Source organism: Geomicrobium sp. JCM 19038, from assembly GCF_000698125.1.
In the GTDB taxonomy this organism is placed as follows: Bacteria; Bacillota; Bacilli; order Bacillales; family Marinococcaceae; genus Geomicrobium_A.
Genome location: NZ_BAXA01000007.1, coordinates 140,956 through 165,431 on the forward strand (window position 1 = coordinate 140,956; position 24,476 = coordinate 165,431).

25 protein-coding genes, 3 pseudogenes and 1 riboswitch are annotated in these 24,476 nt (G+C 42.2%); of the genes and pseudogenes, 25 read left to right on the forward strand and 3 right to left on the reverse strand.

Going from position 1 to position 24,476, the window contains the following annotated elements; translation table 11 throughout:
- Positions 1–19 precede the first annotated feature (19 nt).
- Positions 20–131, forward strand: a riboswitch (SAM riboswitch).
- Between the two features lie 127 nt (positions 132–258).
- The 21 genes and pseudogenes from JCM19038_RS10715 to JCM19038_RS10805 all read left to right on the forward strand — a co-directional run bounded on the left by JCM19038_RS10715 (position 259) and on the right by JCM19038_RS10805 (position 19,837).
- Positions 259–1,279: pseudogene (locus JCM19038_RS10715) on the forward strand (methionine ABC transporter ATP-binding protein).
- The gene (locus JCM19038_RS10720) at positions 1,272–1,940 is read left to right on the forward strand and encodes a methionine ABC transporter permease (protein WP_042417671.1); all 669 of its coding nucleotides are present in this window, start codon (positions 1,272–1,274) and stop codon (positions 1,938–1,940) included. The pseudogene JCM19038_RS10715 and the gene JCM19038_RS10720 overlap by 8 nt, the downstream one beginning before the upstream one ends.
- Before the next feature lie 18 nt (positions 1,941–1,958).
- Complete coding sequence (locus JCM19038_RS10725; RefSeq protein ID WP_042417674.1) at positions 1,959–2,858, forward strand: MetQ/NlpA family ABC transporter substrate-binding protein; 900 nt, start codon at positions 1,959–1,961, stop codon at positions 2,856–2,858.
- Positions 2,859–3,109: 251 nt separating this feature from the next.
- Positions 3,110–4,616 (forward strand): annotated as a pseudogene (locus tag JCM19038_RS10730) (BCCT family transporter).
- A 59-nt stretch (positions 4,617–4,675) separates the two neighbouring features.
- Positions 4,676–5,056, forward strand: a complete 381-nt coding sequence (locus JCM19038_RS10735) for a carboxymuconolactone decarboxylase family protein (protein WP_042417677.1) — start codon at positions 4,676–4,678, stop codon at positions 5,054–5,056.
- Between the two features lie 200 nt (positions 5,057–5,256).
- Positions 5,257–6,042: a Fe-S cluster assembly ATPase SufC gene (sufC, locus tag JCM19038_RS10740; RefSeq protein WP_042360291.1), complete on the forward strand. Its 786-nt coding sequence runs from the start codon at positions 5,257–5,259 to the stop codon at positions 6,040–6,042.
- An 18-nt stretch (positions 6,043–6,060) separates the two neighbouring features.
- The gene (sufD, locus tag JCM19038_RS10745; protein ID WP_042417680.1) at positions 6,061–7,368 is read left to right on the forward strand and encodes a Fe-S cluster assembly protein SufD; all 1,308 of its coding nucleotides are present in this window, start codon (positions 6,061–6,063) and stop codon (positions 7,366–7,368) included.
- Positions 7,368–8,603, forward strand: a complete 1,236-nt coding sequence (locus JCM19038_RS10750; protein WP_042417682.1) for a cysteine desulfurase — start codon at positions 7,368–7,370, stop codon at positions 8,601–8,603. The genes sufD and JCM19038_RS10750 overlap by 1 nt, the downstream gene beginning before the upstream one ends.
- Entirely contained in the window at positions 8,587–9,024 is a 438-nt protein-coding gene (gene sufU, locus JCM19038_RS10755; protein ID WP_042417685.1) for a Fe-S cluster assembly sulfur transfer protein SufU, read from the forward strand. The genes JCM19038_RS10750 and sufU overlap by 17 nt, the downstream gene beginning before the upstream one ends.
- Positions 9,025–9,070: 46 nt before the next feature.
- Positions 9,071–10,467, forward strand: a pseudogene (gene sufB, locus JCM19038_RS10760) (Fe-S cluster assembly protein SufB).
- Between the two features lie 111 nt (positions 10,468–10,578).
- The gene (locus JCM19038_RS10765) at positions 10,579–11,865 is read left to right on the forward strand and encodes a hypothetical protein (RefSeq protein WP_152549412.1); all 1,287 of its coding nucleotides are present in this window, start codon (positions 10,579–10,581) and stop codon (positions 11,863–11,865) included.
- A 55-nt stretch (positions 11,866–11,920) separates the two neighbouring features.
- Complete coding sequence (locus tag JCM19038_RS10770) at positions 11,921–12,784, forward strand: DUF72 domain-containing protein (protein WP_042417845.1); 864 nt, start codon at positions 11,921–11,923, stop codon at positions 12,782–12,784.
- A 4-nt stretch (positions 12,785–12,788) separates the two neighbouring features.
- Positions 12,789–13,835: a bifunctional UDP-sugar hydrolase/5'-nucleotidase gene (locus JCM19038_RS10775; protein WP_052361484.1), complete on the forward strand. Its 1,047-nt coding sequence runs from the start codon at positions 12,789–12,791 to the stop codon at positions 13,833–13,835.
- Positions 13,799–14,182, forward strand: coding sequence for a hypothetical protein (locus JCM19038_RS20845; RefSeq protein WP_052361485.1), 384 nt, complete (start codon positions 13,799–13,801; stop codon positions 14,180–14,182). Before JCM19038_RS10775 ends, JCM19038_RS20845 begins: the two co-directional genes overlap by 37 nt.
- A gap of 77 nt (positions 14,183–14,259) precedes the next feature.
- Entirely contained in the window at positions 14,260–14,562 is a 303-nt protein-coding gene (locus JCM19038_RS10780; RefSeq protein WP_042360295.1) for a YunC family protein, read from the forward strand.
- Between the two features lie 56 nt (positions 14,563–14,618).
- The gene (locus JCM19038_RS10785; RefSeq protein WP_042417692.1) at positions 14,619–15,581 is read left to right on the forward strand and encodes a thymidylate synthase; all 963 of its coding nucleotides are present in this window, start codon (positions 14,619–14,621) and stop codon (positions 15,579–15,581) included.
- Positions 15,582–15,596: 15 nt separating this feature from the next.
- The gene (locus JCM19038_RS10790; protein WP_042417695.1) at positions 15,597–16,085 is read left to right on the forward strand and encodes a dihydrofolate reductase; all 489 of its coding nucleotides are present in this window, start codon (positions 15,597–15,599) and stop codon (positions 16,083–16,085) included.
- Between the two features lie 71 nt (positions 16,086–16,156).
- Positions 16,157–17,002 carry a sporulation protein YunB gene (gene yunB / locus JCM19038_RS10795; RefSeq protein WP_042417698.1) on the forward strand — a complete coding sequence of 282 codons (846 nt, stop codon included), beginning with the start codon at positions 16,157–16,159 and terminating at the stop codon, positions 17,000–17,002.
- A gap of 79 nt (positions 17,003–17,081) precedes the next feature.
- Positions 17,082–18,038, forward strand: a complete 957-nt coding sequence (locus JCM19038_RS10800; RefSeq protein WP_307190006.1) for a sodium-dependent transporter — start codon at positions 17,082–17,084, stop codon at positions 18,036–18,038.
- Positions 17,975–18,427 (forward strand): hypothetical protein, encoded by a 453-nt coding sequence (locus tag JCM19038_RS25020; protein WP_307190007.1) that lies wholly within the window; start codon positions 17,975–17,977, stop codon positions 18,425–18,427. Before JCM19038_RS10800 ends, JCM19038_RS25020 begins: the two co-directional genes overlap by 64 nt.
- Before the next feature lie 60 nt (positions 18,428–18,487).
- The gene (locus tag JCM19038_RS10805) at positions 18,488–19,837 is read left to right on the forward strand and encodes a sodium:alanine symporter family protein (RefSeq protein WP_042417701.1); all 1,350 of its coding nucleotides are present in this window, start codon (positions 18,488–18,490) and stop codon (positions 19,835–19,837) included.
- A gap of 71 nt (positions 19,838–19,908) precedes the next feature.
- On the opposite strand, the gene JCM19038_RS10810 is transcribed toward JCM19038_RS10805, so the two are convergent.
- Positions 19,909–20,532: a histidine phosphatase family protein gene (locus JCM19038_RS10810; protein WP_042417704.1), complete on the reverse strand. Its 624-nt coding sequence runs from the start codon at positions 20,530–20,532 to the stop codon at positions 19,909–19,911.
- A 48-nt stretch (positions 20,533–20,580) separates the two neighbouring features.
- Complete coding sequence (locus JCM19038_RS10815) at positions 20,581–21,576, reverse strand: M23 family metallopeptidase (protein ID WP_042417706.1); 996 nt, start codon at positions 21,574–21,576, stop codon at positions 20,581–20,583.
- Positions 21,577–21,700: 124 nt separating this feature from the next.
- Here JCM19038_RS10815 and lipA point away from each other — a divergent pair, with 124 nt between their 5' ends.
- The 4 genes from lipA (at position 21,701) to JCM19038_RS10835 (ending at position 24,136) form a co-directional block, all read left to right on the forward strand.
- Positions 21,701–22,624 carry a lipoyl synthase gene (lipA, locus tag JCM19038_RS10820; protein WP_042417709.1) on the forward strand — a complete coding sequence of 308 codons (924 nt, stop codon included), beginning with the start codon at positions 21,701–21,703 and terminating at the stop codon, positions 22,622–22,624.
- A gap of 16 nt (positions 22,625–22,640) precedes the next feature.
- Complete coding sequence (locus JCM19038_RS10825; RefSeq protein WP_042417712.1) at positions 22,641–22,928, forward strand: YutD family protein; 288 nt, start codon at positions 22,641–22,643, stop codon at positions 22,926–22,928.
- A gap of 120 nt (positions 22,929–23,048) precedes the next feature.
- Positions 23,049–23,693, forward strand: a complete 645-nt coding sequence (locus tag JCM19038_RS10830) for an SDR family oxidoreductase (protein ID WP_042417716.1) — start codon at positions 23,049–23,051, stop codon at positions 23,691–23,693.
- A 95-nt stretch (positions 23,694–23,788) separates the two neighbouring features.
- Positions 23,789–24,136, forward strand: a complete 348-nt coding sequence (locus JCM19038_RS10835; protein WP_042417720.1) for an SLAP domain-containing protein — start codon at positions 23,789–23,791, stop codon at positions 24,134–24,136.
- Positions 24,137–24,153: 17 nt separating this feature from the next.
- On the opposite strand, the gene JCM19038_RS10840 is transcribed toward JCM19038_RS10835, so the two are convergent.
- On the reverse strand, positions 24,154–24,435 hold the full coding sequence (locus JCM19038_RS10840) for a hypothetical protein (protein WP_042417722.1): 282 nt from the start codon (positions 24,433–24,435) through the stop codon (positions 24,154–24,156).
- Positions 24,436–24,476 lie beyond the last annotated feature (41 nt).

The following is a 24,476-nucleotide window of genomic DNA, read 5'->3' on the forward strand; positions in this document are numbered from 1 at the left end:
TACAATCACAAACTGAATATCCTTATCTGGAGAGGTGGAGGGACTGGCCCTATGAAGCCCGGCAACCGGCAATTTTTATTGCAATGGTGCCAATTCCTGCAAGATTACGTCGTAATCTTGGGAGATGAGACGGGAATAGTGAGAATACAACCTTTCTGCTCATCATATTGAGTTGATGGGTTATTTTTTTATTTCGTTCAAAGTTCACTGAATAGATATGGATAGTAGGAAATAAGTTTAGAAAAGGAGGTGCAGCCCGTGATTCGAATTAATGATGTTTCTAAAGTTTTTAAGACGAAGGCTGCATCAATTAACGCCGTTCAAAACGTAGAACTTAATATTGAGCAAGGAGAGATCTTTGGCATTATCGGTATAGTGGTGCTGGAAAAAGTACACTTATCCGTCTGTTAAATTTACTTGAAGTGCCAAGTAGTGGTTCTATAAAAATTGCCGATTACGACATGATGACGCTTAGAGGCAAAGAGTTAAGGAAAGCAAGGCAAGAAATCAGCATGATCTTTCAACATTTCAACTTGCTTTGGTCACGAACTGTACGACAAAACATTGCTTACCCTCTAGAGATTGCAGGAGTTTCAAGTGCAAAACGAAAAGAGCGTGTTGATGAGCTCATTAAGCTTGTCGGTTTAGAAGGTCGCGGTGATGCGTATCCCTCGCAGTTAAGTGGTGGTCAAAAGCAACGAGTCGGGATTGCACGAGCTCTTGCGAATAATCCGAAGGTGCTGCTTTGTGACGAAGCAACGTCTGCACTCGATCCGAAAACGACGAGTCAAATTCTAGATCTCCTTTATGATATTAACCAAAAGCTAGGACTTACGATTGTTCTTATTACTCATGAAATGCACGTCATTCACAAGATTTGTGGTCGCGTGGCCGTGATGGAAGATGGAAAAGTCGTAGAACAAGGTGCTGTACTTGACGTATTTCGTAACCCATCAGAGGAAATCACGAGAGCATTTGTGAAACAAATTACAGAGAACGATGAGTCACTTGAAGTCATCGAAGATCAGTTGGATGATGCAAATGGGACAGTGGTGAAACTGACATTTGTCGGTGAACGAACAGAAAAACCGTTCGTCTCCGAGCTCATTCGTAATGTCGATATTGACGTCAATATTCTACAAGGTAACATTGCACGTACGAAAGATGGTAGTTATGGAACGTTATTTATTTCATTAGAAGGAAGCGAAGAAAAAGTTAAGGCAGCTCTCGCTTCTTAGAGAATCATGAAGTACAGGCGGAGGTGATTACTCATGGATGAAGGCTTCCTTAGTAATGTGAATTGGGACAATATGCTTGAAGCGACGTGGGAAACAGTGTACATGAGTTCGATCGCAATTGTTTTCACGTTTATATTAGGAATAGCATTAGGGTTATTATTGTTTTTAACGTCAAGAAATCAGCTCTGGTCTAATCCGGTGATAAACTGGTTTACAGCAGCTTTTGTGAATATCTTTCGCTCGATCCCATTTATCATCTTAATCATATTATTGATTCCATTTACCGTCGCAATCTTAAATACGATGCTTGGACCACAAGCAGCTCTTCCCGCATTGATTATTGGTGCAGCACCTTTCTATGCGAGACTCGTCGAAATTGGGCTTCGTGAAGTTGACAAGGGTGTCATTGAAGCAGCTCGGTCTATGGGAAGCAATCAATTTCAGATTATCTTTAAAGTGTTATTACCTGAATCAATGCCTGCGTTAATTTCTGGAATTACTGTTACATCAATCGCGCTTGTTGGCTACACAGCAATGGCAGGTGTTATTGGTGCAGGAGGACTCGGGGATCTAGCTTACCGTGATGGTTTCCAACGTAATAATGCAGAAGTAACGCTCGTAGCTACCGTAATTACGCTCGTCATCGTGTTTATTTTCCAAGGAATTGGCGACGTGTTGACGAGAAAATTAGATAAACGATAAGAAGGGGAGAGAAGTAGAATGAAAAAGTTTTATACGGCAATTGCAGCAGGTTCACTTGTACTCGCATTAAGCGCTTGTGGAACGTCTGATGAGGGAAATGGTTCAGGAGCTGGAGGAGACGCGGATTCTGACGTTGAGACACCAGACGAAGACACGGATGAAGAAGCGACAAACGATGGTGAAAATGAACCACTCGTCGTAGGTGCTTCTAACATTCCACATGCTGAGATTCTTGAATTTGCACAAGATCTTCTTGAAGAAGAAGGTGTTGATTTGCAAATTGAAACGTTCAATGATTACATTATCCCGAACCAAGCACTTGATTTCGGTGATTTAGATGCGAACTATTTCCAGCACATCCCTTACCTTGAAAGCCAAATTGAAGAGCATGGTTATGATTTTGCTAACGCAGGTGGCGTACACATTGAACCGATGGGTGGTTACAGTCAAGAGTATAGTTCTTTATCAGAACTTCCTGAAGGCGCACACGTTATTATGAGTGATTCTGTCGCTGACCACGGTCGCGTGATTAGTTTATTTGAAGAAGAAGGTTTAATTACAGTTGCTGATGGCGTTGATCCAATTTATGCAACGATTGATGACATCGAAGATAACCCGAACGATTTCAACTTTGACCCGTCCTATGAAGCAGCGATTTTACCACAAGCGTTTGATACGGGTGAAGGAGATGTTGTCTTCATTAACTCGAACTATGCAATTGACAACGATTTAAGCCCGGTTGATGATTCAATTGCTGTTGAAAGTGGCGATGATAACCCATACGTTAACGTGATTGCAGTAAATTCAGGTGATGAGGACGACCCACGCATCCAGACACTACTAGATGTCCTTCATTCAGATGAAGTTGTATCGTTTATTGAAGAGCAATACGATGGTGCAGTACTTCCAGCAGAATAAATGATGAGAGTGGTTCGTTCATTAGAACGAACTCCTCTTTTTATGTTGCGTCACCATTTAATATGAAGAAAGTGGAACTTTAATCATTCTCTTTCCGACTAGGATAAAACTGACATGTGCATTGAATGAAATCTATGCTATACTTTGTAACTTGTGACACCAATAAAAAAACGAACAAACATTTTCGATGTGTTCTAAAAGAAGACGTCGGGGATGTTTTTTTTGTTTTAAGGAAGGGTTTTTTCGGGATAATGAATTTAAAAAAGGTTGACTGGCCTGTTTTTGCAATAAGTGGAGGGATTCTCTTATTGTTCGTTATTGCGTCAATCATCGACGTACAAGCAGTTAGTCAATTTGTGAATGTAACTTTCGAAGCGTCTGTATACTACTTTGGTGGCTTCTGGCAGTTGCTCCTTCTCGTCATGTTAGGTGCAGCACTAGTTATTGCTTTTTCAAAGTACGGCAAAGTACGGATTGGAAATAGAGATCAAGTTGAAATGAGCACATTTCGATGGATTTCAGTGATTACAATTTCTCTGCTAGGTGCAGGTGGGGTCTTCTGGGCAGCATCTGAACCGATGTATTACTTTATGGATGTGCCACCGGTTCACAACGACATTGAAGCAGCAACGCAGGCGGCAATTGCTCCGGCAATGGCTCAAGCTTTTGTGAGTTGGGGGATGGGAGCATGGGCTGTGCTCGGTACGACGGGTGCGATTGTACTCATGTATGCGGTCTATCATAAAGGGATGCCAATGAAGCCTCGCTCCCTGTTGTACCCGTTTTTGGTAAACGAATTGCAAACCATAAGCTCGGGTCAGTCATTGATGCATTTTGTGTCATTGCGGTCGCAGCAGGTACAATCGGTCCAATTGGTATTTTAGCTCTACAAGTGAGCTACGGAATGGATTCATTATTTGCAATTCCTGATAACTTTTTAGTGCAAGTATCTGTTATTGCTTTTTTACTTTTTATTGTTATCATTTCAGCAGTTACAGGGATTCACAAAGGAATTCAATGGTTAAGTAAAATTAATATTATTATTGTGTTCATCTTAGCGGCTGTTATTATGTTATTCGGTGCTGGGGCATTTATTATTGATACGTTTATCTCATCCTTTGGATTTTACATCAATAACTTTGTAACGCTTCACACGTACCGGGGTGACAATGACTGGTTAGGTTTTTGGATGTTGTTCTTCTTTGCATGGTTCATTGGGTTTGCACCGATGATGACGATGCTCATTGCAAGAATTTCAAGAGGACGTACAATCAGAGAGATCATCATGCAGTTGCTGTGATTTCTCCACTAATTACGAATTTCTGGTTTAGTGTTGTTGGTGGGTCTGGGATCTTTTATGAGATGGAGAATCCGGGAAGCGTCTCTGGTCCCCTTGATGAAGGCGGATTGCCAGCAGCAATTATAGCAATTGCAGAGCAAATGCCATTTGCCGTCATTATGCCATTTCTCTTCTTAATTCTTGCGATCCTCTTTGTCATTACAACAGCAGATAGCATGACGTATTCCATTTCAATGAGTATGACAGGAGAAGGAAATCCTCCGAAGTTCATGCGTGTTTTCTGGGCGAGTATCATGGCGGTAGTAGCGGCAATTCTAATCTTTATTGGTGAAGGTAGTATTGATGCATTGCAATCGTTTATCGTCGTAACTGCAGTACCGGTTGCACTCTTAATTACACCGTCAATCTGGCATGCACCAAAGATTGCAAAAGAACTTTGGCGTGAACAAAATAAATAATGGTAAAATATGCATGAATTAAATCCCCCTTTTCCATACTAAGGATGAGGGGGATTGTTATGCCAAAAGATCAGAATTTCATTGAAGAAGTATTGCTCGACTATAAAGAAGGCATGGATTATGTTTCGGAACAATTGCCTCGGTTGACCCGGAAATATCACGCGTTTACAGAAGTGTGTTTTACTAAAGGGAAGCTGCAAACGAAAGAGAAACAACTGATGGCGCTTGCGATTAGTGTGGCAATGAATGATGACTATTGCATGGTTTATCATACAAAAATGTGTGTAGATGAAGGGGCGACAGAGGCTGAGATCCTTGAAGCGGTAGGTGTAGCAGCTGCTTTTCGAGCGGGACCTTCGTTAAGTCAGGCAGCCACGCTTGTTCGAGATGCAATTGAAGCTTTTGAGAAAGAGCAAGATTCATCGAGTAATGACAATTAAGCAATCCGTTGAACAAATGCAATCCATTGAAACCTGTAGAATAAACCTGCATAATGGGAAAAGAGAATCCAGAGCGGTTCTCTTTTTTACGAATACGCCCATGCTCTTGATGCGTGATTGAATTTGTTATAAAATAAGAATGAGAATAGATTGAGAATATGCTACCTATTCGTTGTAGCTTAAATAAATGGAGGTAGATTATGACTGCATCAACATTAACGATCAAAGACTTACACGTTGAGATCGAAGGTAAAGAGATCGTAAAGGGCTTTAACTTAGAAATTTCTGGCGGCGAAATCCATGCCATTATGGGACCAAACGGAACAGGTAAATCAACACTTGCTTCTGCAATTATGGGGCACCCAAGTTACGAAATCACAAAAGGTAGCGTAAGCCTTGATGGTGAAGACGTTCTTGAAATGGAAGTTGACGAGCGCGCTCGTGCAGGGATGTTCCTTGCTATGCAATACCCGAGTGAAGTAACAGGCGTTACAACTTCTGATTTCCTTCGTACTGCTATTAACGCACACCGCGAAGAAGGCGACGAGATTCCATTAATGAAGTTCATCAAGAAGATGGACAAAAACATGGAAACACTTGATATGAACGAACAGTTCTCAACTCGTTATTTGAACGAAGGTTTCTCTGGTGGAGAGAAGAAGCGTAACGAAATTCTTCAACTTCTTATGCTTGAACCAAAAATTGCGATCCTAGATGAAATTGACTCTGGTCTTGATATTGACGCACTTAAAGTCGTATCAAACGGAATTAACAACATGCGTGGAGAAAGCTTTGGTTGCCTCATCATCACTCACTACCAACGTCTACTCAACTACATCACACCAGATCACGTTCATGTGATGATGCAAGGACGTATTGTGAAGTCTGGCGACGCTAGTCTTGCTCAACGTCTTGAAGCAGAAGGTTATGACTGGATTAAAGAAGAGCTCGGAATCGAAGATGAGCGTGTAGGACAAGAAGCATAAGAGACGGAGGTGCAGAATATGGCTGTTGAAACGAAATGGGCATTTGATCGTGAAACGGTTAAATCTTGGTCGGAAAAGCGCAATGAGCCTACGTGGCTTCAAGAAAAGCGTTTAGAAGCTCTTACAAATGCTGCTTCTTTACCGATGCCTAACCCTGATAAAACAAAATTAACAAGATGGAACTTCTCAACGTTTGAGAACATCGATAGTGATCAACGTGCAATTGAGAGTTACAGTGATTTGCCAGGAGATGTTGCTCGTCTTGCTGGTGATGAAAGCAAAGTGAACAGTGCAATTATTCAACGTGACGGTAAAGTTGCGCACAACAAAGTTGCAAATGAACTTAAAGAAAAAGGCGTGATCTTCACTGATTTTGAAACAGCAGTGAATGAGCACAGTGACTTACTTGAGAAGTATTTCATGGGAGAAGCTGTTCGTTCTGATGAGAACCAACTTACAGCTCTTCACACAGCGCTTGTTAACGGTGGTATTTTCATTTACGTTCCGAAAAACGTTGAAGTGGAAGTTCCATTACAAGCAATTTTCTGGCAAGACGATGTGAAGGTCGGATTGTTTAACCACGTTATTATCGTGGCAGAAGACCACAGCCGTGTAACGTATGTTGAAAACTACGTTTCTTTCGAGAAAGAAAAAGCGGCTGCAAACATCGTTACAGAAGTCTATGTCGGTCAAGGCGCTGAAGTGAAGTACGGTGCTGTTGATAACCTTGAAAGTGGCGTAACGAGCTACATTGTTCGTCGTGCACACGTTCAAAAAGACGGCCGTATCGAGTGGGCGCTTGGACAAATGAACGAAGGTAGTACAATTTCTGAGAACACGACGCATCTATTAGGTGATGGTTCTTACGGAGATACGAAGACCGTTGCTGTAGGTCGTGGAGAGCAGATTCAGAACTTTACGAGCAACATGGTCGGTCATGGTAAGCACTCTGAAGGTTACATCTTGACTCATGGTGTAATGAAAGACGCATCGTCTGCAATCTTTAACGGAATTAATAAGATTGAAAAAGGCGGTACGAAAGCACACAGTGAGCAAACTGGACGTGTACTCATGCTCTCTTCTAAAGCTCGTGGAGACGCAAACCCGATTCTTCTTATTGATGAAGATGACGTAACTGCAGGACACGCAGCATCAGTTGGAAAGATTGATCCGATGCAAATGTTCTACATGCAAAGCCGTGGTCTTTCTACGCTTGAAGCAGAACGTTTAATCATTCATGGCTTCCTTGAGCCTGTTGTAGGAGAACTTCCAGTTGAAGCGGTTAAAGAGCGTCTTACGGAAGTGATTGAAAGGAAAGTCTACTAATGTTTGACGTTCAGAAAGTGCGTGAACAATTCCCGATTCTTCACCAAGAAGTAAACGGCCATCCGCTCGTTTATCTCGACAACTCGGCAACTTCACAGAAGCCGATTCAGGTGATTGAAGCGTTGGAGGAGTACTATAACTCGTACAACTCCAACGTGCATCGTGGGGTTCATACGCTTGGTTCGAAAGCGACGGATGGTTACGAAGGCGCAAGAGACCGGGTACAGTCATTCATTAATGCAAAGAACCGTGAAGAAATTATTTTCACGCGCGGAACGACAACAGCTCTGAACATTGTTGCTTCAAGCTACGCAAAAGCAAAGCTTAACGAAGGCGATGAAATTGTCTTAACTCCGATGGAACATCATAGCAATATCATTCCTTGGCAACAAGTTGCAAAAGCAACAGGTGCTGTACTCAAATATATTCCACTTCAACCAGACGGTACGATCTCTCTTGAGGATGTTGAAGAAACGGTAACCGATAAGACGAAAATCGTCACAATGGTCCACGTGTCAAACGTTCTCGGAACGATGAATCCTGTTAAAGAAGTTGGAGAAATTGCTCACAACCACGGAGCGATTATGATCGTTGACGGTGCACAAAGTTCACCACACAAAAAAATTGACGTTCAAGATCTAAATTGTGATTTCTTCGCGTTCTCTGCACACAAAATGTGCGGACCGACAGGGATTGGTGCTCTATACGGTAAGAAAGAACTTCTTGACGACATGGAGCCTTTTGAATTTGGAGGAGAGATGATTGACGAAGTTGGTCTTTACGAGTCAACTTGGAAAGAACTCCCATACAAATTCGAAGGGGGTACACCGATTATTGGAGGAGCGATCGGCTTTGCTAAAGCGATTGATTACCTCGAAGAGATTGGTTTAGAAAACATTGAAGCACACGAGAAAATGCTCGTTCAATACGCAATGGATCGACTTACTGAACATGAAGATGTAGAAGTGTATGGTCCTCCTGCTGACCAACGTGCAGGAATCTTAACCTTCAACATTAAAGGTGTTCATCCTCATGATGTAGCGACTGTCCTTGATTCTCAAGGTGTAGCGGTTCGTGCGGGTCACCATTGTGCTCGCCCTCTCATGAATTGGTTAGGGTGTACAGCAACAGCAAGAGCGAGCTTTTATTTATACAATACAAAAAGCGACGTCGACGCATTTGTTGATGCACTTGTGACGGCAAAGGAGTATTTCGGAGATGTCTATGCAGAGTAATCTAGACACTCTTTATCGACAAGTCATCATGGATCATTACAAAAACCCGAGAAATCGTGGAGAGCTTGACGAGAATGATGCCTTGACGATTAACATGAATAACCCTTCATGTGGCGATCGAATTCAGCTTCATTTACAAGTTGAAAATGATCAAGTTGTTGATGCAAAGTTCACGGGTGAAGGTTGTTCAATTAGCTTATCATCAGCGTCAATGATGACAGATACAGTTAAAGGCAAATCGATCGAAGAAGCGCTTGAAATTTCTGGGATCTTTTCCGAAATGGTTCAAGGTAAAGAGTACGACGATGAAAAATATGACCTTGGAGATATCGAAGCCCTTCAAGGAGTAACAAAGTTTCCTGCCCGCATTAAATGTGCGACCCTTGCTTGGAAAGCAATGGAAAAAGGTTTGGATGAGTAGTAAGACCATCACCAAGCGGTGGTGATATTTGAAGGAGGTCTTTCACATGGCTAAGAAAATGCCTGAGATTGGCGAATACCAATATGGGTTTCATGATAAAGACGTTTCCATTTATCGTTCAGAACGTGGACTAACAGAAAACGTCGTTAGAGAAATTTCCAAGATTAAAGAAGAGCCTGAGTGGATGCTTGAGTTCCGTCTGAAATCATTGGAGCAGTTTTACAAAATGCCAATGCCACAATGGGGCGGCGACTTAACTGAGCTTGATTTTGATGATATCACGTATTACGTAAAGCCTTCAGAGCGTTCTGAGAAATCTTGGGATGAAGTTCCTGAAGAGATTAAGAATACGTTTGATAAGCTTGGAATTCCTGAAGCTGAGCAAAAATACCTTGCAGGTGTTTCTGCACAGTACGAATCAGAAGTTGTTTATCACAATATGCAAGAAGACTTGGAAGAACAAGGCATTATCTTTAAGGATACAGATACTGCCTTAAAGAAAATGAAGACATTTTCCGTGAGCACTTTGCGACGGTTATTCCTCCAAGTGACAATAAGTTCTCAGCATTGAACTCTGCTGTATGGTCAGGTGGTTCATTCATCTACATGCCTAAAGGCGTGAAAGCTGATTCTCCACTTCAAGCGTATTTCAGAATTAACTCTGAGAACATGGGACAATTTGAGCGTACACTCATCATCGCGGACGAAGGAAGCTCCGTACACTACGTTGAAGGGTGTACAGCACCAGTTTATTCAACAAACTCACTTCACAGTGCGGTCGTTGAGATCATCGTTAAAAAGGACGCATACTGCCGTTACACGACGATTCAAAACTGGGCTCCAAACATTTACAACCTCGTAACGAAGCGTGCGACAGCTGGTGCTGGCGCTACGATGGAGTGGGTTGACGGGAACATCGGTTCAAAACTTACGATGAAATACCCTTCAATCATCATGACAGGCGAAGGCGCTCGTGGTAACGTTCTTTCAATTGCAATTGCAGGAAAGGGCCAACACCAAGATGCAGGTGCAAAAGCATACCACTTAGCACCAAACTGTTCTTCAACGATTGTTTCGAAATCAATTTCGAAGCAAGGCGGTAAAGTATCATACCGCGGAATCTCTCACTTCGGACGTAAGTCTCAAGGATCGAAGTCGAAGATTGAGTGTGATACGTTGATCATGGATAACGAGTCAACTTCTGACACAATTCCATACAACGAGATCTTCAACGATGACATCATGCTTGAGCACGAAGCAACGGTATCGAAAGTTTCTGAGGAGCAACTCTTCTACTTGATGAGCCGTGGTCTAAACGAAGAAGAAGCAACAGAAATGATCGTAATGGGCTTTATCGAGCCATTCACGAAAGAACTTCCAATGGAGTATGCGGTTGAAATGAACCGTTTGATCCGTTTCGAGATGGAAGGTTCGATTGGTTAATTCATTTCTCTCTAGATTTCATAGAGGTTAAACATTAAGAGAGAGTTTACGTAGGCTCGTGCCTATGTAAACTCTTTTTTTTCACATCGGTATGTAGTAGGGGGGAAACGTATGAAAAGGTGGTTTTTGTTGATAATTAGTTTTATGCTGATCCCTTCTTGTGAAGACCAAATGAGTTTTCTACCTGGTGGGGGCACAAGTGCAGACAATCAAGGGGTCACCAGTACATATGACATGAAGTTAGAGCAAAAAGACGATTACTATCGTGCAACGGTTTCAATTGATGTTCGGAATGATTCAAACGATTCATGGAATGAATTATTGTTTTATTTCGAACATTACTTGCAACCTTTCGACATTAAAGTAACGGTTAATGGGGATGAAGCAGAGACGAGACAAGTCCAATCACGCTTTGCGATTGACCTAGATGACTACATTCGTCCGAATGACCGCGCTGTTGTTGAGTTATCGTATCAATTTTATCCGGGAGAAACGGGGAGCGTTCAAGCGATTCGACCTTGGTACCCTTTGCTTGGAAATTATGTTCAAGGGGAATGGCAAGTGTTTGAATCGAACGATACTTATAATATGATGGCTCGATTAGTGAAAAGTGATTATACGCTGACGTATGATTTACCAGGCAAACAGGTGATAACATCTTCAGGAGAAAAGGTAGACGAATCAACGATTGAGATTGAAGATACAGATGTTTTTTCGACCATAGTAATGCCTGAAGAGATTAATGAAATAGAAACAACAGTTGGTGATACAAATGTTTTGTCAGTTAACGTTCAGCCATCGGATGTTGAAATTGCCTTAGAAAAAATAGAACAGTTGGAGGCGATCATCGGTCCTTATCCAGGTGATCAACTGATTTTCGTCGAAGATGAACTTCAGACTATGTTTAACTCGCCGGGAACGTTTGTTCATCGAACAAACATGCAAGGGAGCGGTGAAAGCGGATGGATGGTATATGAACTTATTCAACTTTGGTATGATTCTATCCATTTAGAAGATCCACAAACCGATTTGTGGATTAAGAATGTACTAGCAGCGATGACTCTGGAAACGTTTAATGGCGGTGTCAATGCTGAAGCTCTTCGATCGCAAATGGACGAAGAGGTGGAGTACGTTCTACCCGTAAATCTTCATCGTGAAGATTATAACAACGATGAAATTCATCTCTTTACTCAAGTTCTACCAAGAGCAGCCCTTTGGGAATTAATTGAAGAGAATTGGCAAGATGAGAACGAGCAGGATGCTCCCAAACAATTTTTATCGGAATTCAGCAACGAGTTTATGGGTAAGCAGATTTCTACAGAGGAAATGGCAGAATTTTTATGTGAGTACTTTGCGATCACTGAAGAAGAATTGCACAATTACATCGTAATTGAATGAAATGCACAACGCTCTCATGATAAACTAGAACAATAGAGAGCGAGCGGTGATTGAGATGATTTATGTAGGATTAACGGGTTGGGGAGACCACGACCAATTGTATACAGATCAGACGAGAGCAACAGATAAACTGTCTACGTATGCGAGTTTTTTTCCGACGGTTGAAGTTGATAGTACGTATTATGCAGTTCAACCACATTCTACGTGGCAAAAGTGGATGGATGAAACGCCTGATAACTTCAGGTTCATCGTCAAAGCATACGCTGGGATGACGGGGCAGTTACAAGAAAAGCGTCCTTTTGATTCGGAAGCAGTTATGTTTCAAGCATTTAAGGAGTCGTTACATCCAGTCATGGAGTCTGGAAAGTTAGCGATGGTGCTTTGCCAATATCCGCCTTGGTTTGATTGTACGAAAGAGAATGTCCAAACACTTCGACAGATGCGAGCGTACTTAGATGGCTTGCCTGTTGCGGTAGAATTTCGTCATCAAAGTTGGTATGAGGAACACTATAGACAGAAGACGATTCAATTTCTATCAGAACATCAGTTTATTCACTCTGTGTGCGATGAGCCACAAGCGGGTGTTGGCTCAATTCCGATTGTACCGATCGTGACAACGAAGGGAAAGACGCTCATTCGACTTCACGGTCGTAACCGAGCAGGTTGGCGCAAGGAGACCGCAGGAGCGAATTGGAGAAAAGTTCGTTATCTTTACGATTACAACCTAGAAGAAATCGATCAATGGATTGAATACGCCGAGCAGTTACACGCACAATCAGAGGACATTTATGTTATTTTTAACAACAACTCCGGCGGACATGCCTCTGGTAATGCACGAACGTATATGAAGCGTGCGAATTTATCGTATGAAGGGTTAGCACCGAAGCAATTGTCCCTTTTCAGCGAAGAAGAGCGGTGAGAGTTTGAGTAAAGAGACCGTATTTTTTTACCATACCAATGACTTGCATAGCCAACTTTCACAATGGCCGAAGATTGTCCACTACCTCGAGACAAAAAAAGTTCTTCATGAAGATCGAAATGAAGACGTTTTGTTTTTTGACTTAGGGGATCATGCGGATCGTGTTCATGCCATTACAGAAGCGACAAGTGGACAAGGCAACATCGAACTACTCAATGCATCACCCGTTAATTATGTGACGATCGGCAACAATGAAGGTATCACGTTCTCGAAAGACAGCTTAGATCATTTGTATGATCAAGCGAAGTTCGACGTAATCGTTGCGAATTTGTTCAATGAAAATCATGTTCGACCGTCGTGGTGTGTACCAAGTCGCATCCATACACTTCAAAGTGGCACAACAATTGGCATGCTCGGCTTAACGGCAGCCTTTTACCCATTTTATACAGAGCTTGGCTGGGTTATTGAAGACCCAATCGTAACGTTGGAGAGAGAATTGCCAGTGTTAAAACAGCAATGTGATGTTGTCGTCTTGCTTTCACACCTCGGATATTTCATGGATGAACGAATTGCAGCGGACTATGATATTGATGTAATCCTCGGTGCGCACACGCATCATCGATTAGATCCCGCAATAGAAGTTGAGGGTACTTTGATCGCTCAGACGGGGAAGCTTGGAACTGACCTTGGAAAAATCACGTTGCAGATTGATCAACGGCAAGTGACTGCGAAAGAAGGTACCCTTCAATCAATTGACGCTGTTGCTGAAAGCTCGTTGGCAACGGAAGCCGTGTTAGAGCGTTTACAACAGTCCGCAGATGCATCGTTTCGTGAAGGGGTTGCCGTGTTGAATCGCCCGCTAGACATTTCTTGGACGGAACCCTCAACGTTTGCGTCATTTTTAGTCGAATATTTACGGCAGTGGTGCAACACGGAGATCTCCATGATGCACAGCGGCATCATTTTAGCGTCTCTACGTGAAGGGGCTGTTACGAAAGGTGATTTGCACCGGATTTGCCCCATCCAATCAATCCTTGTATCGTTGAAGTGAAAGGAAGCAACATCAAAACAGCGATTGAACGGTCGTTTACGAGTGAAATGGTTCATTTACCATTAAAAGGCTATGGATTTAGGGGGGTAAAGCTTGGGATAATGGTGTTTGCTGGGTTAAACGTTGAAGTCATTGAAGCAACGGAAGGTGAATACGAGGTTCTTTCTATTTTAAAAGACGGAAACCCTCTTCTAGAAGACAAATGGTATACGATTGCTGTGCCAGATATGTTAACGTTTGGGAATCTTTATCCTGAGATTGTGCAAAGTACATCAAAACGATATATGATGCCAGAACTTATTCGTGACGTTTTGTTGTGGGCGCTAATGAAAAACACTGAATCATGACTACTTGCCTATACGAAGAAAATAGGCTTTTCATAGACTACTAAGAATGACTGATATTCGTGAAAGGCGGGGGTTAAATGTTAGAAATGGAACCGGTCGAAATTGATGGGCAACTGTTTAGTGCTGTATCAATGAAGTTACCGAAAACGAACTTTATGGCAGTGACGAACAGCGTAGGGTACATTATGTGCGGGGCACTCGATGTACAACTATTAAATGATAAACTAAAAGACCGTGGCATTGTCGCTGGTCGCGCAGTAGGTGTTAGAACGATAGATCAACTCCTTGATGCGCCGCTTGAATCGGTGACGATTGCTGCAGAAGAGTTGGGAATTACAGTCGGAATGACAGGCCGAGAAGCTTTATTGAAAATGAAATAATAGCATCTGCGCACCAATATTCATATTGGTGCGCCATCTATAAAGGGGTACAAATAATGAGTAAGAGCGAACAGCAATATTTAGATCTTCTCCAAGATGTATTGAACAATGGCGATAAAAAATCCGATCGGACAGGCACGGGTACAATTTCAGCTTTTGGTAAGCAAATGCGCTTTGATTTGTCTGAAGGATTTCCAATGCTTACGACGAAGCGCGTGCCATTCAAATTAATCAAAAGCGAATTGCTCTGGTTTTTAAAAGGCATGACGAACATTCAATATTTGCTGAAGCATAACAACAACATTTGGAATGAATGGGCATTTGAGAGGTATGTGGCGAGTGACGCCTACACCGGACCTGATATGAAAGACTTCGCCCTTCGCGCTGAACAAGACGAGCAGTTTAAAGAAGTGTACTTACGAGAAATGGCGTCGTTCAAAGAACAAGTTTTGACTGATGATGCGTTTGCAGCGAAGTACGGGGAACTCGGGGACATTTACGGAAAACAGTGGCGAGCGTGGAAGACGACAACAGATGAGACGATTGATCAAATCGCAGACGTCATTGACATGATTAAAACAAACCCGAATTCAAGGCGTTTAATCGTATCTGCTTGGAATCCAGAAGACGTCCCTACGATGGCATTACCACCATGCCACACGTTGTTCCAGTTTTACGTTGCCGATGGCAAGCTGTCATGTCAGCTGTATCAACGTTCAGCGGACCTATTTTTAGGTGTTCCGTTTAATATTGCAAGCTACGCGTTGTTGACACATCTGATTGCTAAAGAGTGTGGTCTAGATGTTGGTGAATTCGTTCATACCATTGGTGATGCTCACATTTATGCGAATCACATCGATCAAGTGAACGAACAATTATCAAGAGAGATGAAGGCTCTACCTGAATTAGTCATTCAAGAACAAGCGTTAGAGCGATCAATCTTTGATTTTGATATCGACGATATTGTACTAAAAGGATATGAGCCACACCCTACGATTAAAGCGCCGATTGCGGTTTAAGGAGGCAAAGAACACATGCTACTATCTATGATTGTCGCACATGATTTCAATCGTGGGATTGGAAAAGACAATAAGATGCCTTGGCACTTACCAGCTGACTTTAAATATTTGAAAGAAGTGACGACCGGTCACGCCCTCATTATGGGGCGCTCTACGTTCGAATCCATCGGCAAACCGTTACCGAAGCGTCGCAACATCGTTATTACGAGTCAAACGGATTGGTCATTTGAAGGAACAGAAGTTGTCCAGTCGCTAGACGAAGCAATAGAGCGTTGTAAGGATGAAGAGGAAGCCTTTATCTTTGGAGGTAGTTCGGTGTACGAACAAGCGATTGATCGTGTCGAGAAAATCTATGTTACGGAAATCGAAGCTTCGTTTGACGTAGATCGCTACTTCCCTGATTACAAAAACGGTGAGTGGAAACTAACGTGGGAGAAATCAGGAACCGTTGATGAAAAGAACAAGTATCCACATACGTTTAAGCAATACGAACGAGAGAAATAAATTGTAACGGAATTCTCATGGTTGAACACGTCCCTTCCTGCATATACATCATGCTAGGAGGGGATTTTTGTATGGCGTTAAAACGATCAAAAATCGCGAAACCCAAGCAAAAAAAAGGTGGTCCACTGCCATTTAAGTACGTTTTCTTAATCTCAATCGGAATCTTTCTCGTAATGACAATTCAAGGTCTCTATTTTGTAGATAAACATATTAGACCGTCGCTGATGTCCATAGCCGTTGTTGAAACGAAACGGATCGCACAGCACGCTGTTACTGAAGCGATCTCACAAGAGATGACTCATCAAGAAGACATGAATGACCTTGTTCTAATCGAGCGAAGTGACAATGGAGATATCTCTTCATTGGCATTTAATGCGCAAGTGTACAATCGAGTATTGTCTGATTCTACGATGGTCGTTCAAGATTACTTACATGAAATTCAGAGAGGGATTACGCAAGGGGACCCGCCGAGAAGTGTCGATGAAGAATATGAAGATCGAGGTGTAGGAACCGTTGAAGACGGTGCGATTTACACAATCCCACTCGGGATGGCGACTGGTAATGCATTACTTGCCAATTTAGGTCCTCGAGTTCCGGTAAGTTTTTCCGTAATTGGAGAAATTCACGCCGATATGGAAGAGCGAATTGAAAACGTTGGGATTAATAATACGTATCTTCGAATTAGTGTAGCCATTGATATGGACGTGCGCGTTGTCATTCCTTTTGGTACGGATGAAACGAGTGTCACCTATTCCGTTCCAGTTGGAATGGTGTTTATACCAGGAGATGTGCCTGATTACTACGGTCAAGGAGGAGGGATGCCAGTCCCAGCTATTATGCCTAGTGGTAATGAAGAAAGTGTTGAGATGCAAAGTCCTGATGTAGAGGAGGGAGGTGAGGAAACGAATCAACAATAATAAGTGTTGTTAGATTATTTTGACAAAATTCAACATTAATTTTATAATTTTCTATACAAATACAAAAGGGGGGTATTACATGGCTCGTGAGCAATGGGGAACGAAGGTTGGTTTTATGTTGGCGGCAGTGGGGTCAGCAGTTGGGCTAGGAAATATTTGGCGTTTTCCTTATATTACTGGAGAATACGGGGGCGGTGCATTTTTACTCGTTTACCTCGTGTGTGTTGCTGTTATAGGTTTACCAGTAATTTTGGCTGAATTTTCAATCGGGAAAAGAGGGCAGTTAGATGCAGTAGGTTCATATCGTAAAACAGCACCATCTAAAGTGTGGGTCGCTGGTGGTTGGCTAGCGGTCACGACTTCATTTTTAATTGTATCGTTTTACGCAGTTATTACAGGTTGGGTATTACATTACATGTTCGGGTATTTAATGGGGTCTGTACAACAAGTGGAAAGTGGAGGCGTAGAAGGGTACTTCCTTGATACAATAGGAGCGACTTGGACACCGATCTTCTGGCTTGTTGTCGTTATGGCGATTATTGTTGGGATACTATACTTTGGAGTTCAAAAAGGTATAGAACTTAGCAGTAAGATCTTCATGCCGTTACTTGCAATTATATTAGTTATTTTAGCAGGTTACAGTTTAACATTAGACGGCGCATTAGAAGGGATGAGCTTTTTATTCATTCCAGATTGGAGTGCTCTTGCTGACCCAGCACTATATTTAGCTGCAATTGGTCAATCGTTCTTTACGTTATCTCTTGGTATGGGGATTATGATTACGTATGGTGGCTACCTATCTAGGCAAACGGGGACGAATTTACCAGCAACAGCTCGTAATGTCGTTATTCTAGATACATTGTTTGCCATTGTCGTTGCGGTTGCTATCTTTGGCGCAGTGTATGCGATCGGCATGGAGCTTCACAAGGACCAGCGCTCATATTCGTTGTATTGCCAGAAGTATTTAACCAAATGGCTGGTGCCGGAACGATCTTTGCGATTGCGTTTTTCTTCCTTGTCTTTATTGCAGCATTAACATCAGCAATTTCTTTAGCTGAAGTAAGTATCTCAGCAGCCATTGAACGTTTCAAAATTAGCCGCCAAAAAGCTACGTTAATTCTTGGTGCGCTCATTACAGTGCTAGGAGTTCCATCAGCGTTAAGTCAAGGTGGTCCGTTATCAGAGTTTTTAATCTTCGGATTACCCTTCTTAGACTTTGTTGATACCCTGACTGACAGTTATTTTTTACCAATTGGTGGATTAATCGTTGTCCTACTTGTTGGCTGGGGTTGGACGAAGAGAGCGACTTTGGATGAAGCAGATTTCAGAAATCCGATGATTGCAACACTTTATTTAATCCTACTACGTTTTGTCGCTCCAGCGATGATCATTATAATCTTAGCTTTAAACATATTTGGATCTTAATTAAGGACCTTGGTGCTTAAAGGCACCGAGGTTCTTTACTACTTATAGTGGGGTGATGAGATGATTGAGTGGATTGACAATTGGGCAGCTGCCGCTGCGGACTTTGTCTGGGGATTACCGTTAATTGTATTACTTGTAGGGACCGGGATTTATCTTACATTTAGATTAGGATTTTATTCATTTACGCAGCTCCCATATGCAATGAAGCTCGTTTTTAAGAAAAACTTAGACAAGAACTCCGAAGGTGACATTTCACACTTTCAAGCGTTAATGACTTCACTAGCAGCAACTGTAGGTACAGGGAACGTTGCTGGTGTAGCAACAGCTGTCGTCTTAGGGGGACCAGGAGCGGTATTTTGGATGTGGATTACCGCTTTAGTCGGTATGGCAACGAAATACTCAGAAGCCATACTCGGTGTAAAGTATCGAGGAAAGAATTACCGAGGTGAAATGGCAGGCGGTCCGATGTACTATATTGAACATGGGCTAGGGAAGAAATGGAAATGGATGGGTATGTTGTTTGCTTTCTTCGCCGTCTTCGCTGCGATTTTTGGAATTGGTAATATGACACAAGCGAATACAGCTTCAGATATTGTACAGAGTACGTTTAACGTTCCGACATGGATTACTGGGATCATCATGATGGTACTAGTCGGATTAGTTGTTATAGGCGGTATAAAGAGTATAGGTCGAGTTAGTGGTGTCATTGTTCCAATCATGATTGTATTCTATGTTATTGCAGGGTTTTTTGTTATTGGATTCAATATTACTGAAGTACCTGCTGCTTTTGGCTTGATTTTTACAGATGCATTTACCGGTCAAGCAGTCGCAGGTGGCGCAATCGGGACGGTGATCCAGATGGGTGTTGCACGAGGGTTATTTTCTAACGAAGCTGGTCTAGGAACTGGAGGAATTGCTGCCGCTGCAGCAAAAACCGATGTTCCTGCTCGTCAAGCTCTCATTTCAATGACGCAAGTATTTATTGATACGATTATCGTTTGTACGATTACAGGACTTGCACTTGTCATTGCAGACCTCTATACGTCAGGTGAGAGTGGTGCATCATTAACTGCAATGTCATTTGATGCAATTTTACCGTTTGGCGGAAGTATGGTCGTTACGATTACATTATTGTTCTTTATCTTCTCCACCATCATTGGCTGGGCATATTTTGGAGAGAAGTGTTTGGAGTACCTAGTCGGTGGTAAAATCACTTACATTTATCGGATTGTCTTTGTACTTGCAGTTTTCGTAGGTGCAACATTACCACTTAATACCGTATGGAATTTTGGTGATATCTTTAATGGACTTATGGCAATCCCCAACTTAATTGCATTAATTCTACTGTCTGGCGTTGTAGCAAAAGAAACTCGTAAGTTTAAAGATATTAGAAAGTTAGAGAGTAGATAAATAGTAATGAGCACATGTCTTCAGACTTGTGCTCATTTTTATTTAGTATTTCACTTCATTTACATGCTGAACTAAAAACTGTTTGTCTCATACGTCACATATGTAACGCTACAATTTTCGATATCATCATAGCTCCCGCTATATCCAAACAAGCGAATCATCGCACGGATCGTAAGCCCATGTGACACAATATAGATGTTATTAAAGCCTTGGGCCTGTGCATCTTGAACGACTTCATTCATCCCTTCTTGAAGTCTGTTCGAATATTGCTCCCAATGTTCCGCTTGATGACTCGAGTCGATTTCTGCAATCGTATTTACGACAATATCGAGTGGCACATCCCATAGCATATGAATGTCCTTGTAATGGTCAGGTAACCTTTTTTTAAGTGCTTCGAGCATCGCAATGTTGTATCCACCTTCAAAACCACCAAAATACAATTCGCGTAATGCCTTTTTTACTTGAATTTTAATTTGTTGGTCTTTGCGACTATGCAAACGAATAAGGTTAGCAGTTTCTCTAGCTCGACCACTGTCGCTCGTATAAATTTGATCAATCGGTTCATTTGCAAGTGCTTCACCTAACGTTTTGGCGCCAGCACGACCTTTCGATGTAAGCGGTGTGTCTGACCAACCTTGCACTTTGCCTTGCGTATTAAAAATGGTTTTACCGTGACGAACTAAATAAATATTCAACGTAGACCCTCCTCAATCGGATTCTCTACGTTAAAGTATAGAGGAAGGTCAACTCTTCTGTCTTTCTTTTTGTTCCCACGAGCGGAGTTTTGGGTACGGATCAAATGACCATTCGCTGTACCCGTTATCTCGGTAAATACCGTAATGCAAGTGAGGTGGGAACTTTCCTTGTGTTCCTGGCTTTCCGTAACCAGAGCTACCGACACTGCCGATGACGGATCCAGGCGTGACGATCGATCCTTCTTCAATATCTTCAGCAAAACCGTGAAGATGGGCATAATAATGATAAATGTTATCCAAATCCCGAATACCAATTCGCCATCCTCCGTATTCGTTCCAGCCTTTTAATTCGACCGTTCCGTATGTGGTTGCACGTACAGGTGTGCTATACCCTGCAAAGATATCTGTTCCTTCATGAATTCGTCGACCACCCCATCCGCGTTTTGCACCCCACGTGCTCCGGTAAGAGTAGTTGTAATGAAGAGGAACTGGAAACGCGTTATCATGCAGCGCAATCGTTTGAAATTTTTCAAAGACGTTTGCATGACCGTGTATAATTCGAACCGTCTGATCCCGCTGATAATGATCCCAAAGCGCAATGCGAATGTTTTCATCATCAAATCCGTACGTCGCTAATTTTCGAGCCATCGTATAAAGCACATCAGCATCGTTATGGCGATCTGCTTTCCCATCACCATCGCCATCAAGACCATTTCCGCCAAAAACACTAATCCGATCAGCATCTGTATCTTCAAGGTCTGGATTTAATGCGCCAACCCAGTCACGCGGTGAAAAGTAGATCGAGATTACACCTGTCGGTTTGTCTCGATCGTTTCTTGCAACATTTAACCCTCGCTCATAGGCATCAATTGCTGCAAGCCAATGCCATGGAACTTGTGTAACGGTATCCATATCTTTATACAATTGCATACGTTCAAGGTCAATTTCATCTTGTGTACGCTCTTCTTGTGCGTCTGCAATAGTTGTTGTTACGAAAAATAAACAGACGATTAATAAAAAACGGAGGATTCCTTTTGAATTCATCAACTTTTACCCCTCTTCAAACGATGTCTTCTTACTATGGAACAGATCTTGCTTTTTATACTAAAAAGCATCACTTGGTACGTAAGATGACTCGTGGTAAAATTGGGAAGAAGGGTGTGATTAAATGAGCGAAAAAACTGAACACGTGCGAAAACCGGATTGGCTGAAAATAAAATTAAATACGAATGAATCATACACTGGTTTAAAGAAAATGATGCGAGAGAAAAACTTACATACGGTCTGTGAAGAAGCTCGTTGTCCCAACATTCATGAGTGTTGGGCAGTTCGCAAAACCGCGACATTTATGATCCTAGGGGATACGTGTACGCGTGGATGTCGTTTTTGTGCTGTCAAAACAGGTCTTCCGACAGAACTCGATCTAGATGAACCTGAACGTGTTGCGGATTCTGTAGAGCAGATGGGATTAAAACATGTCGTAATCACAGCAGTTGCAAGAGACGATCTTAAAGATGGCGGTTCGAATGTATTTGCTGAAACTGTGAGAGCGGTAAGAAGAAGAAATCCTTTATGTACCATTGAGGTGCTTCCATCTGATATGATGGGACTAGAGGAAAATTTAAAAACCTTAATGGAAGCAAGGCCGAATATTCTAAATCACAATATCGAAACGGTTCGCCGTTTAACGAAGAAAGTGCGTGCTCGTGCAAAGTACGATCGCTCACTTCAATTTCTTCGTTATTCGAAAGAGCTTCATCCAGATATTCCGACGAAATCGAGCTTAATGATTGGACTTGGAGAAACAGAAGAAGAAATTGAAGAAGTGATGGATGATTTACGTGCGAATGACGTGGATATTATGACTATCGGTCAATATTTACAGCCAACGAAAAAACACTTGCCAGTGATCAAGTACTATACGCCTGATGAGTTTCAACAGTTTAAAGAACTTGCGATGAGCAAAGGATTTAAGCATTGTGAAGCTGGACCGCTCGTTCGTTCTTCTTATCATGCTGATGAGCAAGTGGATAAAGCGCAAGTTTGGAAAGAGGCTGCGAAATATCAGAGTGAACAACAATTTAGCAGCTAAGTCGAGGTGAGATTCGTTGATTCAATTAAATAATCAACAGTTTGAACTCATAGAAGAGTCGCGCGAGGGCTGGGACGAAGAAGCGTTTCAGAATCGCTACAGCGAAGTATTGAACAAGTATGATTTCATCGTTGGAGACTGGGGACATGAACAATTGCGTCTCCGAGGTTTTTTTAACGATAACAACAAAAAAGCGGCTTTTGACTCAAAAGTGAGCACCGTTTATGACTATTTGTATGAGTTTTGTAATTTTGATTGTCCTTATTTCATTTTAAAGAAGGTCAAATCAGACAAAAAAGGATAAGAAGAGAATCGTGCAATGCGTTTGCACGATTCTTTTTTTAGGAATTCCTACATGTTTGGTTTTATTTCGACGTGGGAATAACCATGAATAGAAGACGATCAAAAGGAGAGTCGGACAAACATGAACGTACTCGTTATCGGTGCAAATGGACAAATAGGAAAACATACCGTAGAAAAAATGGTTCAGGACCCTACATTTACCCCTACGGCTATGGTTCGTAAAGAAGAACAAATGAAAGCCTTTAAAGAAATGAATGCAAACACGGTTCTTGCAGACTTAGAAGGGTCTGTTCGTGATTTGGCTACAGCAATGAAAGGTATGGATGCGGTAGTGTTCACTGCCGGATCTGGTGGTCATACCGGCGCGGATAAGACTGTTATGATTGATTTAGACGGGGCGATTAAATCCATGGAAGCTGCAAAGGAAGTCGGCATAAAGCGCTTTGTTATCGTTAGTGCCATCGGTGTTTACGATCGTAGCAATTGGATGGAAAAAGCTGCGTACTATAGTGCCGCTAAACATTATGCAGATCGCTTCTTAGAATTAAGCGGACTTGATTATACGATTGTACGACCTGGTTTACTCACAAATGATGCAGGAAAAGGCAAAGTAAAGGTTGCAAAAGAAGTAGAGCGTGGAGAAATTCCACGAGAAGACGTAGCCGAAACAATTCTAGCCTCGTTAAAAGACGACCATACGATTGGCAAAGGCTTTGATATGATTTCAGGTAATGAGAACATCGCTTCTGCGTTAAGAGATTTATAATCAATTGAAAAGGTCATTAGGGATTTGTCCTAATGACCTTTTTTATGTGCGGGTATACTTTTGATATAGTAGGGACAATGAAAGAAGGTGGGGGCATGACGGAACGATTATATTTACACCCAGCTTGGGAGCGGACACTTTCACAGCGTGACCATGATGCGATAAAAAAGCGAGTGAAAGGTGGAGTTACTGAGTTATTCACGGTACTTTGGGTAGCGACCAACTATCGTAATGATTTATTAATGACAGTCCTTATTCGTAATGAAACAAGAGAAACGCTTGCGCTATCGAACGCACCTATGGAATTAATGAATGAAGAACAAAAACTGTGCAGTGATTTGTTTACATTTCAGGTTCCCCCGAACTGTGTTATGCCTTGGACGTTGATTTTTGAGGGCGCTGCGTGTTTCTCATCCCGATGGACACACGTAAAAATGGCATAAATAAAAACGAAGCGCGATTAATCAGCGTCTTCGCCTTTCCCTTCGGAGTGTGTCGGGTGTGAGCCTGGGAACTGACGCTCATTTCCAGCATGAAGTTTTCGATTTTCATACGTAAAAGCGCTTGTCATATGTTGGCCTTCACGCCACGGCTCACTCTTTCCTGGTGGTTCAACAATTGGAGAACCGTACGGTCCTTCGGGTAAATCTTCGCGAATCAAATCTTCTTCTTGTGATTGCACGTTTTGAAAGTCTTCGAATTCATTTGATTCGGGATTGACTTTTCGATCGTCACGATCCATTGCACTCAACTCCTTATGTATAGATTGGACGAGCATAGACG

What these genes read in the sequence shown, in the direction of transcription:
- JCM19038_RS10790 (WP_042417695.1), top strand. Translation starts at nt 15,597, where the DNA reads ATGCTACTATCTATGATTGTCGCACATGATTTCAATCGTGGGATTGGA.
- sufC (WP_042360291.1), top strand. Translation starts at nt 5,257, where the DNA reads ATGACTGCATCAACATTAACGATCAAAGACTTACACGTTGAGATCGAA.
- JCM19038_RS10830 (WP_042417716.1), top strand. Translation starts at nt 23,049, where the DNA reads ATGAACGTACTCGTTATCGGTGCAAATGGACAAATAGGAAAACATACC.
- JCM19038_RS10765 (WP_152549412.1), top strand. Translation starts at nt 10,579, where the DNA reads ATGAAAAGGTGGTTTTTGTTGATAATTAGTTTTATGCTGATCCCTTCT.
- JCM19038_RS10735 (WP_042417677.1), top strand. Translation starts at nt 4,676, where the DNA reads ATGCCAAAAGATCAGAATTTCATTGAAGAAGTATTGCTCGACTATAAA.
- JCM19038_RS10815 (WP_042417706.1), bottom strand. Translation starts at nt 21,576, where the DNA reads ATGAATTCAAAAGGAATCCTCCGTTTTTTATTAATCGTCTGTTTATTT.
- JCM19038_RS10785 (WP_042417692.1), top strand. Translation starts at nt 14,619, where the DNA reads ATGAGTAAGAGCGAACAGCAATATTTAGATCTTCTCCAAGATGTATTG.
- JCM19038_RS10840 (WP_042417722.1), bottom strand. Translation starts at nt 24,435, where the DNA reads ATGGATCGTGACGATCGAAAAGTCAATCCCGAATCAAATGAATTCGAA.
- sufU (WP_042417685.1), top strand. Translation starts at nt 8,587, where the DNA reads ATGTCTATGCAGAGTAATCTAGACACTCTTTATCGACAAGTCATCATG.
- lipA (WP_042417709.1), top strand. Translation starts at nt 21,701, where the DNA reads ATGAGCGAAAAAACTGAACACGTGCGAAAACCGGATTGGCTGAAAATA.
- JCM19038_RS25020 (WP_307190007.1), top strand. Translation starts at nt 17,975, where the DNA reads ATGGCTGGTGCCGGAACGATCTTTGCGATTGCGTTTTTCTTCCTTGTC.
- JCM19038_RS10835 (WP_042417720.1), top strand. Translation starts at nt 23,789, where the DNA reads ATGACGGAACGATTATATTTACACCCAGCTTGGGAGCGGACACTTTCA.
- JCM19038_RS10780 (WP_042360295.1), top strand. Translation starts at nt 14,260, where the DNA reads ATGTTAGAAATGGAACCGGTCGAAATTGATGGGCAACTGTTTAGTGCT.
- JCM19038_RS10770 (WP_042417845.1), top strand. Translation starts at nt 11,921, where the DNA reads ATGATTTATGTAGGATTAACGGGTTGGGGAGACCACGACCAATTGTAT.
- JCM19038_RS10720 (WP_042417671.1), top strand. Translation starts at nt 1,272, where the DNA reads ATGGATGAAGGCTTCCTTAGTAATGTGAATTGGGACAATATGCTTGAA.
- JCM19038_RS10750 (WP_042417682.1), top strand. Translation starts at nt 7,368, where the DNA reads ATGTTTGACGTTCAGAAAGTGCGTGAACAATTCCCGATTCTTCACCAA.
- JCM19038_RS10725 (WP_042417674.1), top strand. Translation starts at nt 1,959, where the DNA reads ATGAAAAAGTTTTATACGGCAATTGCAGCAGGTTCACTTGTACTCGCA.
- sufD (WP_042417680.1), top strand. Translation starts at nt 6,061, where the DNA reads ATGGCTGTTGAAACGAAATGGGCATTTGATCGTGAAACGGTTAAATCT.
- yunB (WP_042417698.1), top strand. Translation starts at nt 16,157, where the DNA reads ATGGCGTTAAAACGATCAAAAATCGCGAAACCCAAGCAAAAAAAAGGT.
- JCM19038_RS10800 (WP_307190006.1), top strand. Translation starts at nt 17,082, where the DNA reads ATGGCTCGTGAGCAATGGGGAACGAAGGTTGGTTTTATGTTGGCGGCA.
- JCM19038_RS10805 (WP_042417701.1), top strand. Translation starts at nt 18,488, where the DNA reads ATGATTGAGTGGATTGACAATTGGGCAGCTGCCGCTGCGGACTTTGTC.